The sequence below is a fragment of the Janthinobacterium rivuli genome (assembly GCF_029690045.1).
Classification (GTDB): domain Bacteria; phylum Pseudomonadota; class Gammaproteobacteria; order Burkholderiales; family Burkholderiaceae_D; genus Janthinobacterium; species Janthinobacterium rivuli.
Genome location: NZ_CP121464.1, coordinates 4,326,740 through 4,341,655, shown reverse-complemented (window position 1 = coordinate 4,341,655; position 14,916 = coordinate 4,326,740). Strand labels below are relative to the sequence as shown.

General features: G+C 63.1%; 16 protein-coding genes. 9 read left to right on the top strand and 7 right to left on the bottom strand.

Annotated elements, in window-relative coordinates; genetic code table 11:
• Positions 1–22: 22 nt before the first annotated feature.
• The 3 genes from P9875_RS19705 to P9875_RS19695 are packed head-to-tail and all read left to right on the top strand — an operon-like array spanning position 23 to position 1,961.
• Positions 23–898: an alpha/beta hydrolase family esterase gene (locus tag P9875_RS19705; protein ID WP_278316365.1), complete on the top strand. Its 876-nt coding sequence runs from the start codon at positions 23–25 to the stop codon at positions 896–898.
• A gap of 59 nt (positions 899–957) precedes the next feature.
• On the top strand, positions 958–1,452 hold the full coding sequence (locus P9875_RS19700) for a hypothetical protein (RefSeq protein WP_278316364.1): 495 nt from the start codon (positions 958–960) through the stop codon (positions 1,450–1,452).
• Entirely contained in the window at positions 1,449–1,961 is a 513-nt protein-coding gene (locus P9875_RS19695) for a DUF1993 domain-containing protein (RefSeq protein WP_278316363.1), read from the top strand. Before P9875_RS19700 ends, P9875_RS19695 begins: the two co-directional genes overlap by 4 nt.
• 3 nt (positions 1,962–1,964) lie before the next feature.
• Here the strand turns inward: P9875_RS19695 and P9875_RS19690 are convergent, their stop codons facing one another.
• The 3 genes from P9875_RS19690 to P9875_RS19680 are packed head-to-tail and all read right to left on the bottom strand — an operon-like array spanning position 1,965 to position 4,347.
• Positions 1,965–2,420, bottom strand: a complete 456-nt coding sequence (locus tag P9875_RS19690; protein WP_278316362.1) for a hypothetical protein — start codon at positions 2,418–2,420, stop codon at positions 1,965–1,967.
• Positions 2,417–3,388, bottom strand: a complete 972-nt coding sequence (locus P9875_RS19685; RefSeq protein ID WP_278316361.1) for a D-2-hydroxyacid dehydrogenase — start codon at positions 3,386–3,388, stop codon at positions 2,417–2,419. Before P9875_RS19685 ends, P9875_RS19690 begins: the two co-directional genes overlap by 4 nt.
• Entirely contained in the window at positions 3,385–4,347 is a 963-nt protein-coding gene (locus P9875_RS19680) for a LysR family transcriptional regulator (protein ID WP_278316360.1), read from the bottom strand. The genes P9875_RS19685 and P9875_RS19680 overlap by 4 nt, the downstream gene beginning before the upstream one ends.
• 190 nt (positions 4,348–4,537) lie before the next feature.
• Between P9875_RS19680 and P9875_RS19675 the strand changes: the two genes are divergently transcribed.
• The 6 genes from P9875_RS19675 to P9875_RS19650 all read left to right on the top strand — a co-directional run bounded on the left by P9875_RS19675 (position 4,538) and on the right by P9875_RS19650 (position 12,506).
• On the top strand, positions 4,538–4,708 hold the full coding sequence (locus P9875_RS19675) for a hypothetical protein (RefSeq protein WP_278316359.1): 171 nt from the start codon (positions 4,538–4,540) through the stop codon (positions 4,706–4,708).
• On the top strand, positions 4,705–5,565 hold the full coding sequence (locus P9875_RS19670; protein WP_278316358.1) for an alpha/beta hydrolase: 861 nt from the start codon (positions 4,705–4,707) through the stop codon (positions 5,563–5,565). Before P9875_RS19675 ends, P9875_RS19670 begins: the two co-directional genes overlap by 4 nt.
• Positions 5,566–5,836: 271 nt before the next feature.
• Positions 5,837–7,081, top strand: coding sequence for an efflux RND transporter periplasmic adaptor subunit (locus tag P9875_RS19665; RefSeq protein ID WP_225241758.1), 1,245 nt, complete (start codon positions 5,837–5,839; stop codon positions 7,079–7,081).
• A gap of 2 nt (positions 7,082–7,083) precedes the next feature.
• Positions 7,084–10,284, top strand: coding sequence for an efflux RND transporter permease subunit (locus tag P9875_RS19660; protein ID WP_035820025.1), 3,201 nt, complete (start codon positions 7,084–7,086; stop codon positions 10,282–10,284).
• A gap of 44 nt (positions 10,285–10,328) precedes the next feature.
• Positions 10,329–11,774, top strand: a complete 1,446-nt coding sequence (locus P9875_RS19655; RefSeq protein WP_278318854.1) for an efflux transporter outer membrane subunit — start codon at positions 10,329–10,331, stop codon at positions 11,772–11,774.
• A 174-nt stretch (positions 11,775–11,948) separates the two neighbouring features.
• Positions 11,949–12,506 carry a fasciclin domain-containing protein gene (locus tag P9875_RS19650; protein ID WP_099400581.1) on the top strand — a complete coding sequence of 186 codons (558 nt, stop codon included), beginning with the start codon at positions 11,949–11,951 and terminating at the stop codon, positions 12,504–12,506.
• A gap of 66 nt (positions 12,507–12,572) precedes the next feature.
• Here P9875_RS19650 and P9875_RS19645 read toward each other — a convergent pair whose 3' ends face one another.
• The 4 genes from P9875_RS19645 to P9875_RS19630 all read right to left on the bottom strand — a co-directional run bounded on the left by P9875_RS19645 (position 12,573) and on the right by P9875_RS19630 (position 14,893).
• Positions 12,573–12,836: a hypothetical protein gene (locus P9875_RS19645; protein ID WP_099378707.1), complete on the bottom strand. Its 264-nt coding sequence runs from the start codon at positions 12,834–12,836 to the stop codon at positions 12,573–12,575.
• Between the two features lie 43 nt (positions 12,837–12,879).
• Positions 12,880–13,224: a hypothetical protein gene (locus P9875_RS19640; protein WP_099378708.1), complete on the bottom strand. Its 345-nt coding sequence runs from the start codon at positions 13,222–13,224 to the stop codon at positions 12,880–12,882.
• Positions 13,225–13,339: 115 nt separating this feature from the next.
• The gene (locus P9875_RS19635; RefSeq protein WP_278316357.1) at positions 13,340–14,359 is read right to left on the bottom strand and encodes a serine hydrolase domain-containing protein; all 1,020 of its coding nucleotides are present in this window, start codon (positions 14,357–14,359) and stop codon (positions 13,340–13,342) included.
• Between the two features lie 207 nt (positions 14,360–14,566).
• Entirely contained in the window at positions 14,567–14,893 is a 327-nt protein-coding gene (locus P9875_RS19630) for a hypothetical protein (RefSeq protein WP_099378710.1), read from the bottom strand.
• Positions 14,894–14,916 lie beyond the last annotated feature (23 nt).

Here is a 14,916-nt window from a genome sequence, read left to right as displayed (position 1 = left end):
TCTTTGACTTGAAGGGAAGCCCATGAAAATCGCCATCAGCCTGTTGCTCCTGTCCTGCCTGTCCACGCCCGTGCTGGCCCAGGTGCAATCGTTGCAGCACAAGGAAGACAAGCGCCGCTACATCGTCTACACGCCGCAGTCTTACCAAAGCCAGCCGCAGCAAGCCTTTCCCGTCGTCTTCAATTTCCATGGCGGCGGCATGAGCATGGCGGAACAAATGCTGTACACGCAGATGAACAGGACGGCCGAGCGGCACCAGTTCATTGTTGTGTATCCGCAAGGCATCAAACAGGACTGGAACGTGGGTTTCGGCATGGATTACCTGGCGGGCACGGACGACGTCGGTTTTACGCAAGCGATATTGAGTAAACTCAAGCAGGATTACCGCATCGATGACAAGCGCGTGTATGCGACGGGCCTGTCGCGCGGCGGTTTCTTCGCCCTGCGCCTGGCGGCCGAGCTGCCGCAGCAGTTCGCCGCCGTCGCCTCGGTGGGCGCGCCCATGCCGGAACCCGTGGTGCAGCATCACCAGAAAACGGACAAGGTCGGCATGCTGTTGATACAGGGCACGGCCGACAAGGTCGTGCTGTTTGAGGGCAAGGCCGCCAGCTACCTGTCGGCCGAAGGCACCTTCGATTACTGGCGCAAGCACAACGGCATCGACGGCGCCGTGCCACCGGCGCGTCTGATCCCCGCCGTGCCAGGTGACGATACGCAAGTGACGCATATGGCGCAAGGCAATGGCGCGCAGCAGGTGGCCTTGCTCACTGTCAAGGACGGCGGCCACACGTGGCCCGGCGCCGATGCCTTCAATATCGGCCTGCCTATCGGCAAGACCACGCGCGCCATCGATGCGAACGAAGTCATCTGGGAATTTTTCAGCCGGCACCGGCGCTGACGCCATGCTAGGATGGCGGCGCATGGCGTAACCATCAGGCAACAGGAAAGGCAGGCACAGTGGGATTATCAACAGCAGGTATCGCGGCCATAGCCGAAGCAATCTTCGCCAAGCCCGGCGCGGCCGTGGCAGAAGTGTATTCGGAGGCGGAACGGGAAACGCTGCATTTCCACTCGCCTGCCGAGCTGTGCGCGTATGCGGCCAGGCTGGAAGCGGAAGGGGCTAGCGACGTGCTCCTGGCCGTGCATTACCCGGACATGGCCGGGCACTTCGCCCCGCGCCGCATCGCGCTCGACCCGGCCCAGTGCGGTGGCCTCACGTATCGTTATGTGTGCGAAGGCTGGGGCGTCATCCGCGTGTACCTGCGCTTGTCCAGCGGCAAGGGCCTGGACTCGCATGTGAGCGTCAATTCGCAGAAGCGCGCGGAAAAATGGCAGCGCCATTACCCGGCATTCGGCCCGACCGACGCCTGGGATTGGGCCGCCGTGGGCCGCCATGAACGCCGGCTGATCCGCGTGCTGAAGACGGTTGCCGCGCAGGAAGGCTTGGCATGACGGACGCGATGCACATCAATCCCGCCACCATCTTTTGCCGTTCGCTGGCGCAGCTTTCCGCCATGCTCGACACGACCGGCACCGCGCCGCAGTTGCTGGCGGCGCGTCTGCACCCGGACATGCTGCCATTCGCCCAGCAAGTGCGCGCGGCCGTGAGCTTTTCCCTGCGCGGCTGCTGCCCGCTGGCGGGGCTGGACGTGGCCGATTTCAGCGCCGCCGCCAGCCTGCAGGAACAGATCGCGCAGACCATGCGCTACCTCAAGGACATTCCGGTGGAACGTTTTGACGGGCCGCTTGACCGCATCTGCCGCGACCGCGCCGGCTTTGCCGACATCGCGCTGCCCGCCGACGAGTATTTGAATTTATATATCCTGCCGAATTTCTACTTTCACTTCAGCATGGCGTATGCGATCGCCCGCAGCCAGGGGGCCGCCATCGGCAAGGGCGATTTCGACGGCTATCACGCCTATGCGCCGGGATTTTCATTCGAGACGCCGGCCGCATCGTAAGAACTACAGTCCCGCTTCCTTCCAGGACGCCAAACCGAGCCGTTTCAATAATCGGCCCGACAGCCCGCAACTCCAGCAACTGATCTGGATTTGCCGCTGCCGCGCCGGGTCCGCATGCCAGGCTTGCCCGGCGTAATCGAGCAGGGCGTCGCTGAGCGCAGAAGTGTCGGCCACTGGCGGCAAGCGCGACATCAGTTCGAACACGCCGTACGGCGTCTCCTTGATCTGCAGCAAACCGGCCAGCAAGGCGCGCAGCAAGGCGCCGTCGATGCTGGTGCTGGCTTGTGTGAACCGTTGCTGCCAGCTCAGGCCGCGCTGCTGCCACAGTTGCAGCAGTGCCGGCACGTCGTCCGTCCGCAACTGCCCGATCAGCTCGTCTGCTTCCTGAAACAGGTCGAGGCGGTCGTAGTCCTCGTCGTCGCTGCACAGCAGTTCATCGAGTTCGTGCAAGACGCTCATGCCACCACGTTCGTCGGCACACCGCGTTCGAACGCTTCCACGTTGCCGATCAGGATGTCCGCCAGTTTCTGCATGGCTTCGCCGCTGGCCCAGGCCGTGTGCGGCGTGAGGATGAAGTTGGGCAGGCGTAAGTTCAACAACGGGTTGTCGGGCAGCGGCGGCTCCTTCGATAGCACGTCGAAACCGGCGCCGGCGATCACGCCACGCGTTAATGCATCGGCCAGCGCCGCTTCATCGACGAGGCCGCCCCGCGCCGTGTTGATCAACAGCGACGTCGGCTGCATGCGCGCCAGATCTTTTTCTCCGATGATGTTGCGCGTGGTGTCCGTCAAGGGCAGGTGCAGGCTGAGCACGTCGGAAGTGGCCAGCAATTCGTCAAAACTCACTTGCGTCACGCCGTCCTCATCGACAGGTGAACGGTTGTGGACTTGCACTTGCATGCCGAAGGCGCGTCCCAGCTGCGCCACGGACTTGCCCAGCGCGCCGTAGCCGAGCAAACCCAAACGGCTGCCGGCCAGGTCGCGGATCGGGTGGCCGAACAGGCAGAAGCGTTCCGACGCCTGCCACAGGCCCGCTTCCACATCGGCGCGGTAGGCCACCAGCTGGCGGCGCAGGGCCAGCATCAGGGCCAGCGTGTGTTCGGGCACGGTGGCGCGCGCATAGTCGCGGATATTCGCCACGACGATGCCCCGCTCGCGGCAGGCGGCCAGGTCGATGATATCCGTGCCGGTGGCGGCCACGGCGATCATCTGGAGCTTGGGCAATTGCGCCAGTTCGGCTGCGCGCAGCGGCACCTTGTTCGTGATGGCGATCGTGGCGCCTTGCAGGCGGGACACCGTCTGTTCGCTGCCCCTGGTGTGTGGATATTCTTCCCAGCTGTGCGCGAAGGCGGGCGGGCGCACGGTGGCGATCAGGCTGTCGCGGTCGAGGAAGACGATGCGGTGGGGCGATGTGCTTGCTGCTGTCATGGCTGGGCCTCGGTCAGGGTGGCGCGCGCGCTCGCGGGACTGCTCTTGCCCTTGAGCTGCGTGGCCGGGTGATTGGTAAACATATCGGCGACCCATTCGACAAACACGCGCACCTTGGCGGACAGATGGCGGTTCGGCGGATAGATCACGTGGATGGGCAGCGGGTCGGATTCCCATTCGCCAAGCAATTCCACCATTTTGCCCTGTTCTATCAGCGGCGCAAGCATGAAATGCGTCATTTGCACGATGCCCAGGCCCGCCAGGCCGGCGGCCGAGTAGGCATTTGAATCGTTCAGGGCGATATGGCTGGGCATGGCAACCTGGATGCGTTCGCCGGCACGCGTGAAATCCCAGTCAAACGTTTTGCCGGTCTTGGCGGAGAAAAAATTCACGCCGCGGTGGCGGGACAGGTCGTCCGGATGCAGCGGCGTGCCGTGGTGCGCCAGGTAGCCGGGCGAGGCGCAGGTCATGAAATGCAGCACACCGACCCGGCGCGCGATCAGGTTCAGGTCGCCCAATTCGCCGCCGCGCACGGCGCAGTCGACGCCTTCCTCGATCAGGTCGACGGGACGGTCGCTGCAACCGAGTTCCAGCGAAATGTCCGGGTAGCGGGCAAAAAAATCGGGCAGGGCGGGAATGATCAGTTCGCTGGCCAGGGCCGTGGGCGCATCCACGCGCAGGCGTCCGCTGGGGCTCAGGCGCGTGCGCGACAGCGATTCCTCGGCCTCGCGCACGTCCGACAGGATGCGCACGCAGCGTTCGTAATAGGCGGCGCCGTCGGACGTGATGCTGACGTGGCGCGTGGTGCGGTTGAGCAACTTGACCGACAGGCTCGCTTCCAGCGACTGGATCAGGGTCGATACGGTGGCTTTCGGCAGCTGCATGTTTTCCGCCGCGCGCGTAAAGCCGCCCGCATCGACGACTTGGATGAAAACTTCCATGGCTTGCAGCTTGTTCACTTGAATTCCTATCACTTTATCCGTGATTATTCAGAATCCTGAACAATCAATTCGTCATTGCACTCTTTATCAGATTGTAGATCAAGTCTATAGTTGTTGTACTGCAGCATAAATGTGATGCCGCAGGCAGTACAACAGGAGAAATATCATGGGTCATCGGAATGGAATCTTTGCAGTGCTCGCTCTCGCTATGAGCTCGCTCGCTCTGGCCGCGATGGTATCGACGGATGCATACTCGATGGCGGCGCAAAGCGAAGCCAGCGGGTATAGCGCCCTGACCCATGAAGTGGGCGGCGCCGCCCTGTTGTGCCTGAACGACACGGTACTTGATGCTGCGGTGCAGCCGGTGGTGGCGCAATGAGCGTTGCCGACACCACGGCCGAGCTGGCGCCTGGCCAGGCGCTGAAGATACGCGACATCCAGGTGCAGGGCGCGCAGGATGCGCTCGGCGCGCGTGTCTACACGGCCGGCGTGCCGGGCGCCAGGCAGTCGAGCCTGATCGTCTTCTTCCATGGCGGCGGCTTTGTCGACGGCGACCTGGACGATGCGGACGACTTCCTGCGCTGCCTCGTGCTGAGCAACCCCGACCATGTGGTGCTGGCCGCGAACTACACCTTGGCGAAGGTGCGGCCATTCCCCGCCGCCGTGGAAGACGCGCATGCCGTGCTGCTGTGGGCAAAAAAGAACAAGTCCAAGCTGGGCTGGACGGGCAAGCAGATGGTGGTGTCGGGCATTGAGGCGGGCGCCAACCTGGCCGCCGTGTGCGCCATGATGTCGCGCGACCGGGGCGGACCGCCCCTCGCGGGCCAGGTGCTGATCATGCCCATGCTCGACCCCGGCCTGTCGACCTGCTCGATGCGCAACTTGCCGACCTGTCCTGACCTGGCGGAAGTGGCGGACCAGTGCGCCGCCGCCTACCGCGGCTACCTGCCGAATGCCGCTGACCGTACCCATCCGTACGCGTCGCCATTGCAGTCGAGCCGCCTGAAGAACCTGCCGCCGGCGCTGATCCTGTCCAGTGAAGACGACCCATTGCGCGACGAGGCTGAACAATACGGCAGCAAATTGATCGCTTGCGGCATCAAGACCACCGTGCGGCGCATGGCCGCCGCGCCGCTGCAAGACGCTACCGCCCGCAATGAGTGCGCCTGCAAGGTGCAGGTATTGAGTGAAATCGCCAGCTTTGTCGCTGGACTGGGGCAGGAGCCCGAGTCATGACGCCGCCATCTGCGGCACTGCAAAAAAACTTACACTAATCAGTTTACTTTTTGAGTTTCGGTTGCTACACTATGCAGTGTAGTTCCCATCTTGCCTGAGTTGTGCGCTCGCACAGCCAGCTTTGTCGTCCCCGTCCGCTTTTAAGCAGCTGGCGGCCTGTTTACCTTTGATCGAGCGCCGTCGGGCGCCATGGCACCACCATTCACTTTTTCAGTTGGGTTGCTTCCTGCCGCCCATACCATTAGAAATTTTCATAAAACAGGGAAATAAAATGAAAAACGTTCAACAATTTTCCACTCTGCTGAAGCCCCTGGCTGCCTCGCTCGCGCTGGCCGGACTGGTGGCCGTGAGCCTGGCTGGCTGCGATTCGGCCAATAGCAAGGTGCCCGACGCGCCAGCGGCCGGCGGCCCGCCCATCTCGGCCGCCGCCGTCGTTGAAAAACAGATCACGGAAACGCAGGAATTCTCGGGCCGCCTGGAAGCGATCGAGCGCGTGGAAATCCGCTCGAGAGTCGGCGGCTTCATCACGGCCGTCAACTTCAAGCCGGGCAGCGAAGTGAAAAAGGGCGACGTGCTGTTCGTCATCGATCCACGCCCATTCCAGGCTGAAGTGTCGCGCGCCGAAGGCACGGCGGCCTCCGCCCGCGCCAAGGCGGAACTGGCCAAGCTGGAACTGTCGCGCGCTGAAAAGCTGCTGGCCGAAAAAGCCATCGCCCAGCGCGAATTCGACGAAAAGGCGTCGGGCTTGAAAGAGCTGGACGCGAATGCACGCTCGGCGCAAGCCGCGTATGAAGCGGCCAAGCTGAACCTGTCGTACACGCAGGTGCAGGCGCCGATCAGCGGCCGCGTCAGCAAGGCGGAAATCACCGTCGGCAACCTGATCGACGCTTCCGCCATCCTCACTTCCGTGGTGTCGACGGACCGCATCTACGCCAGCTTCGACGGCGATGAAGATACGTATCTGCGCGTGGCCGGCACGGCGCAAAAGGGCACGCCCGTCACCGTCAAGGTCGGCCTGGCCAACGAAACGGGTTTCCCGCACGAAGGCAAGCTGGAATTCGTCGACAACCAGCTCGACCCGGCCACGGGCAGCGTGCGCATGCGCGCCACCTTCGCCAACGCCGAGCGCCAACTGGTGCCTGGCCTGTTCGCGCGCATCCAGCTTGACGGCGGCAACGGCCCGCAGGCGCAAAGCACGGCGCTGCTGATCAGCGACCGCGCCGTCGGCACGGATCAGAGTCGCAAATACGTCTACGTGGTGGGCGCCGACAACAAGGCCGAATACCGCGCCGTCAAGCTGGGCCCGACCTCGGACGGCTTGCGCGTGGTGCGCGAAGGCTTGAAGGCGGGCGAGAAGATCGTCGTCAACGGCTTGCAGCGCGTGCGCCCTGGCGCCCCGGTGACGCCGCAGATGGTGGCCATGGATTTCGATCCGACCGCGCCTGTCGCCCCCGCGAAACCTGAAGCAAAAGACGCCAAGATCGCCGCGAAAGCAGCATCGACTTCCAAGGAATAAACATGAACTTTTCCCGCTTTTTCATCGACAAGCCGATTTTCGCGGCGGTGCTGTCGATCGTCATATTCGTGGCCGGGCTGCTGTCGATTTTCGGCCTGCCCATCTCCGAATATCCTGACGTCGTGCCGCCATCCGTGGTGGTGCGCGCCCAGTACCCGGGCGCCAATCCGAAAGTAATCGCCGAAACCGTGGCCGCGCCGCTCGAAGAGCAGATCAACGGCGTCGAGAACATGCTCTACATGTCCTCGCAAAACACGTCCGATGGCGCGATGATGCTGACCGTGACCTTCAAGATCGGCACCAACGTCGAGCAGGCCGAAACGCAGGTGCAGAACCGCGTGCAGCGCGCCTTGCCGCGCCTGCCCGAGGAAGTGCGCCAGATCGGCGTGACGACGGTGAAATCGTCGCCGAATCTGACCATGGTGGTGCACCTGGTCTCGCCCAACAAGCGCTATGATGACATGTACCTGCGTAACTACGCGGTGCTGAACGTCAAGGACCAGCTGGCCCGTTTGCCCGGCATGGGCGACATCCAGATCTTCGGCGCCGGCGACTACGCCATGCGCATCTGGCTCGATCCGCAAAAGGTGGCGGCGCGCGGCATGACGGCCAATGACGTCGTCGACGCGATTCGCGAGCAGAACGTGCAGGTCGCCGCCGGTGTGATCGGCGCCTCGCCAGCGAAGAACTCGGACTTCCAGCTGACCGTCAACACCCAGGGCCGTCTGCAGACGCCCGAGGAATTTGGCGCCATCATCGTGCGCACGAATGCCGACGGCGCCGTGACGCACCTCAAAGACGTGGCGCGCGTGGAAATGGGCGCCAACAGCTACTCGCTGCGTTCGCTGCTGAACAATAATCCGGCCGTCGGCATGGGTATTTTCGAAGCGCCGAACGCCAACGCGCTGCAACTGTCTTCCGACGTGCGCTCCAAGATGGACGAACTGAAAAAAGACTTCCCGCAAGGCGTGGAATACCGCATCGAGTACGACCCGACGCAGTTTGTGCGTTCGTCCATCGAAGCCGTGATCCATACCCTGCTTGAAGCGATTGCCCTGGTGGTGCTGGTGGTGATCATCTTCCTGCAAACCTGGCGCGCATCAATCATCCCGCTGCTGGCCGTTCCCGTCTCCATCGTCGGCACTTTTGCCGTGATGCTGGGCTTTGGCTTCTCGATCAACACGCTGTCGCTGTTCGGCCTCGTGCTGGCCATCGGTATCGTCGTCGATGACGCCATCGTGGTGGTGGAAAACGTCGAGCGCAATATCGAGGAAGGCTTGTCGCCGCGCGACGCCACCATCCAGGCCATGAAAGAGGTCAGCGGTCCTATCGTCGCCATCGCCCTCGTGCTGTGCGCCGTGTTCGTGCCGATCGCCTTCGTGCCAGGTTTGTCGGGCGAGTTCTATCGCCAGTTCGCGTTGACCATCGCCATTTCGACCGTGATCTCGGCATTCAGCTCGCTGACCCTGGCGCCTGCCCTGTCAGCCGCGCTGCTCAAACCGCACGATGCGCCGAAAGACGCGCTGACGCGCGGCATGGACATGGTCTTCGGCCGCTTCTTCGCCTGGTTCAACCGCTTCTTCGGCCGCGCTTCGCACCGCTATGAGGCTGGCGTAAAAGGCGTGTTGGGCCGCAAGAGCGCTTCGCTGGGCGTGTATGCGCTGCTGGTCGTTGCCGCCATCTTCACCTTCAAGTCCGTGCCGGCCGGTTTCGTGCCAGCGCAGGACAAGCAATACCTGGTGGGCTTTGCGCAATTGCCTGACGCCGCCTCGCTGGACCGCACGGAAGATGTCGTGCGCCGCATGTCCGACGTCATCAAGTCGGTGCCTGGCGTCGAATCGACCATCGCCTTCCCTGGCCTGTCGATCAACGATTTCACCAATGCGCCGAACGCCGGTATCGTCTTCGCCACCCTGAAACCGTTTGACGAGCGTACCAGCAAGGAATTGTCGGGCGGCGCCATCGCGGCCGAGATCAACAAGCGCCTGGGCGGTATTCAGGACGCCTTCATCATGGTCTTCCCGCCACCGCCGGTCAACGGCCTCGGCACCATCGGCGGCTTCAAGATGATGATCGAAGACCGCGGCAACCTCGGTTACGACGCGCTGTACAACGCCACCCAGGCACTGGCCGCGAAAGCGTACCAGACACCGGAACTGGCGGGCGTGTTCTCGGGCTACCAGATCAACGTGCCGCAGCTGTTCGCTGACGTCGACCGCGTGAAAGCCAAGCAGATGGGCGTGCAGCTGCAAACGATCTACCAGACCTTGCAGATCAACCTCGGTTCGCTGTACGTCAACGACTTCAATCAGTTTGGCCGTACCTACCAGGTGCGCGTGCAGGCCGATGCGGCGTTCCGTTCGCATGCGCAGGATATCGCGCAACTGAAGGTACGCAATGACAAGGGCGAGATGATACCGCTGTCGTCCCTGATGCGCGTCAAGGACAGCTATGGCCCGGACCGCGTGCAGCGCTACAACGCGTATGCCGCAGCCGACTTCAATGGCGGCGCAGCACCTGGCGTATCGAGCGGTCAGGCGCAAGCCGCGCTGGAACGTATCGCCAAGGAAGTGCTGCCGCAGGGGATTTCGTATGAATGGACGGAACTGACCTACCAGGACATCTTGTCCGGCAATACGATGATCTATGTCTTCCCGCTGTGCGTGCTGCTGGTGTTCCTGGTGCTGGCTGCCCAGTACGAAAGCTGGACCCTGCCGCTGGCCGTGATCCTGATCGTGCCGATGTCGATCCTGTGTGCTCTGTTGGGCGTGAAACTGACGGGCGGCGACAACAACGTGTTTACCCAGATCGCACTGTTCGTGCTGGTGGGGCTGGCGTCGAAGAATGCGATTCTGATCGTGGAATTTGCCCGCGAACTGGAAGAGCATGGCCGCACCGTCGTGCAAGCGGCGCTGGAAGCATGCCGTCTGCGTCTGCGTCCGATTCTGATGACGTCGATCGCTTTCATCATGGGCGTGGTGCCCCTGGTGTTCTCGAACGGCGCCGGTTCGGAAATGCGCCATGCCATGGGCGTGGCGGTCTTCGCCGGCATGCTGGGCGTGACTTTCTTCGGCCTGTTCCTGACGCCCGTGTTCTACGTACTGCTGCGCACCCTGGCGCAGCGTTTTGAGAAAAAACCAGCCACCGCTGCCGCCAAGCCTGTCGCCGCGCCAGCGCTGGACCTGGAAGGAGATATATATTGAAAACCAAGGAAATCATCTGGCGCGTCAAGCCCGTGTTGAGCGCCATGGCCGCCGCAGTCCTGCTGGCCGCGTGCGCGGCGCCCGAGTTCAAGCAGCCGCAGATCGAGACGCCGGCCGCGTTCAAGGAAGCGCAAACCTTGCCCGCCGTGCAGACGGCGGCCGATGGCACGCGTTGGAAGCAGGGTGTGCCAGCCGAGCGCCAGGCGCGCGGCGAATGGTGGCTGGCCTTCAATGATCCGGCCTTGACTACCCTGATCAACGAAGCCACGCAAGCAAATGCCAACCTGGCCGTCGCCGCCGCCCGCGTCAAGCAGGCGAGGGCGATTGCCGGCATCGCCGAAGCGGACCGCATCCCGCAAGTGGGCGTGAACGTGGGCGGCCAGCGCAACCGCGCTTCCGCCGTGTCGCTCGGCTTGCCGAACGGCGCGCCGGTGGCGGCGACCAACGTCTACCAGGCCAACCTGACGGCCAGCTACGAAGTCGATCTGTTCGGCAGGGTGGCAGCTAACGTCAGCGCCTCGCGCAGCGATGCGCTGGCCGTGGAAGCGACTTACCGCTCGGTGCTGCTGTCCTTGCAGGCGGACGTGGCGCAGACCTACTTCCAGCTGCGCGCCACGGATGCCGAATTGGCGACCCTGGAACAGACGGTGCGCCTGCGCGAGGAAAGCGTGCATGTGAACCAGCGCCGCTATGACCTGGGCGACATCGGCGAATTCGATCTGTCGCGTGCCCGCACGGAGCTGTCGACCACGCGCGCCGAAGCCATCGGCCTGCAGCGCCAGCGCGCCACCAGCGAGCATGCGCTGGCTGTCTTGCTGGGTAAACCTGCCGCCAGCTTCACGGCGACCGTCAACCCGCTGCAGGATAGCGGTTTCCTGCCCGTGATCCCGGCCGGCATGCCGTCGTCCCTGCTGGAGCGCCGTCCCGACATCGCGTCGGCGCAGCGCACCATGGAAGCGTCGAATGCGCGCATCGGCGTGGCGAAATCGGCCATGTTCCCGGCCTTGAGCCTGAACGCTTCCGGTGGCGGCGCGTCCGATACCTTCTCGGATATTTTCAAGTGGAGCAGCCGCTCCTGGCTGCTGGGCGCCCTGATGTCGATGCCGATCATCGACGGTGGCCGCAACAAGGCAGCCGTGAGCCGCAGCGAAGCGCAGCTGGAAGAGTCGGTGGCGACGTATCGCCAGAGCGTGCTGGTGGCCTTCGCCGAGGTGGAAGACAACCTGGCCGGCCTGCGCATCCTGTCGGGCCAGACGCAGCAGATCGACGAAGCCGTCGTCTCGGCGCGCCGCTCGGCCGACCTGGCGCAAAAGCTGTACGACGCGGGCCGTTCCAGCTATCTCGATCTGCTGGACGCCCAGCGCAACCTGGCGGCCATCGAGCGCAACGCCGTGCAATTGCGCGGCAACCGTGCCGTCACCACGGTGGCGCTGGTCCGCGCCCTGGGCGGCGGCTGGGGCGAGACGGAGCCGCAGGTCGCGGCCAACTAGTTTCCGGCACCGCGGGCTGGCATTCCCGGCCCGCGGCGAGGAAAACATCGCGAAACGGCGTCGTGCGCTTGCACGGCGCCGTTTTTTTGTTTTCAGCCAGTTGAATCCGTTTGCGGCCAGGCCGCGTAAGTACTCCTGCAATCATGCAAACGCAGTCATCCAGGAGATATCATCATGCGCACCTTCGTTCCCGCAGCACTGTTCATTACGTCCATGCTGGCCGCCAGCGCCCCGTTTGCCGCCGACATGACGACCATGGTGGGTGGCCAGAGCATGTATCCGTCCAAGGATATCGTCGACAACGCCGTCAATTCGGCCGACCACACGACCCTGGTCGCTGCCGTCAAGGCGGCCGGCCTGGTCGATACGCTGAAAGGCAAGGGCCCGTTTACCGTGTTCGCACCGACGAATGCGGCGTTTGGCAAGCTGCCGGCCGGCACCGTCGAGACCCTGGTGAAGCCGGAAAACAAGGCGACCCTGACGAAAATCCTCACCTACCACGTGCTGCCCGGCAAATACGACTTCAAGGCACTGGCCAAGGAAATCAAGATGCATGACGGCAAAGCCACCCTGCCCACGGCCAGCGGAGGCAAGCTGATGTTCGCCATGAACGGCATGCACAACATCGTGGTGATGGACGAGGGCGGCAATAGCGCCAACATCAGCACCTATGATGTGTATCAATCGAATGGCGTGATCAATGTCATCGACACGGTGCTGATGCCGAAATAAATACACGAAAAAGCGGACGAAAAAAAAGACAGGGAAAACCTGTCTTTTTGTTTGGCGTCGCCTCGATTACTTGGCTGGCGCTGCTGCCGGTGCGGAAGCTGCTGGTGCGGCCGGAGTTGCCGGCGTTGCCGGTGCGGCTTTCTTTGCCTTGTGATGCTTGGCTTTCTTGTGCGTTGCTGGCTTGACGGCTGCTGCCGGCGCTTCGGCCTTGGCGACAGGGGCGACGACAGGAACCGGTGCCACTGGAGCGACTGGCGCGACGGCTGGCGTCTGGGCGAAAGCGGCGGTGGCGAACAGGCTGGCGATCAGGGTGGCGATAACTTTTTTCATTTTAGTATCCTTGGTATGGTGTGGTCAGTCAGGTGTGTCTGAATTACTTGGCAGGAGCTGGAGCTGGTGCAGCGGCGGTGGCCGATGCCAGCTTTTCGTCAGCCTTGGCCTTGGTTTTCTTGGCCTTGTGGTGTGCCTTGGCTTTCGTGGTGGCCGCTTCCGCCTTGGCGCTGGCGACGTCCGTTTTGGCGGCGACGACTGCTTTCGCTTCTTTGGCATCCGCTTTTACGACGGCTTGCGCTTCCTTGGCGTCCGCTTTCACGACGGCCTTGGTGTGGGCCGCTTCCACTTTGGCGGGTACCGAAGCTGCCGCAGGTGCTGCCGGGGTTTGGGCGAAGGCTGCAGTTGCGAACAGGCCGGCGATCAGGGTAGCAATTACTTTTTTCATGGTGCAGTCCTCAGTGGTGGTTTGTCTGGTATGTCTGTTGGTGCCGGGATGATTCCCGTGTCACTGAGCATAAAACGCGCCCCCGGACGCATGCGTTGACGGTCATTACAAACGCTTACATCTGCGTTGCATCCGCCTTCAGGATGGCCTTCAGGATGTCTTCCGAACGGCGCTGTCCATAAGCCTTGCCGTACGCGCCAGATGCGATGCTGACCACCATGCGGCGCGCGGGTATCACATAGATCTTGTTGCCGCCATTGCCCGAAGCGAAATGCACGGTGATCTTTTGTCCTGCGATGTCCTGCGTCTTCGCATACCAGAAATAGCCGTAGCTGTCGGCATAGCGGTCCACGGCGCCGATGGCCACGCGCGGCGCCAGCGCGGCCTTGATCCAGGCGGCGTCGATCACCGTCTTGCCGTCAACTGCGCCGTCGTCGAGCACCAGCTGGCCAATTTTTGCCGTGTCGCGCGCGCGCAGCGACAGATTGCCCTGGCCTTTCGGGTGGTGTGCCACGTCGCGGCCCCAGCTCCAGCGCGTGATGCCCAGTGGTGCAAACAGCGCCTTGGCTGCGACATCTTCCAGGTCGGCGCCGCTGGCGTTTTCCACCACGCGCCCCGCGATGTACGAACCCAGCGAGTTGTACCGGTAGATGCTGCCCGGCGCCGCAGCGGCAGGCACGCCGCGCACGAAGGCGGCGGGGTCGGACGCTTCATCGAGCTTGTCTTCATTGCCTGGCGACTGTTCGTCTTCATCGAAGGCGGCCAGGCCCGAACGCATGGTCAGCAAGTCGTCGAGGACGACCTTGCCCGCCGGGCTGCCAGCGACTTCGGGCCAGTAGTCGCCCACTGTTTTTGTTGTCGCCAGCTGGCCGCGCGCCACGGCTGCGCCCACCAGCAGCGCGGTGATGCTCTTGCCGGCCGAGCGGATGTCGTGCAGGGTGTCGGCCGTCTCGCCGTTGTAATAGCGCTCGGCCACGACGGCCCCATCGCGCAGCACGACGACGGCGCGCAAGTCGCCATGGCTGTCGCCGTCCTGGGCTTGCAGGACTTGCGCGATGGTGGCGGGGGTGTCTTGGGCGCTGGCGGCGCAAGGCAGGCACAGGGTGGCAATCAGGAGCAAGGGCAGGTGGCGCATGGGATAGGCTTCGCGGCGATGGTCGGAGTGCCAGTGTCCCTCATGTGCGTCGTTTTGTCGCGTGCAAGCTGGCCTGTTCGATGAAGTTTGCATGAAGGCGCGGTGGAAGAGCAACATGCAAAAAGGACAGCCGAAGCTGTCCCTGGTACTCGACATGGCCACGCAAGCGCAGACCCGGCGGATGCGCTCCCGTGGCTACATTGACGCTTACTTTGCCGGTGTGGCAGCAACTGCCGCGTCTGCTTTGACTGCATCCGCTTTTACCTTGGCTTTGCTGGCCTTGTGATGGGCCTTGGCCTTGGTGGCTTTTGCGTCGGCCTTGGCGCTGGCGACATCGGCTTTTGCATCGGCGGCGACAACCGCTTCTTTCGCGTCGGCTTTCACGACGGCCTTGGTTTCCTTGGCTTCAGCCTTGGCCACGGCTTTCGTGTGGGCCGCTTCCGCCTTGGCGGGCGCTGCCGGGGCGGCAGGGGTTTGGGCGAAGGCTGCTGTAGCGAACAGGCTGGCGACGAGGGTGGCGATAACTTTTTTCATTGTAGTTTCCTGGCGAGTGGTAA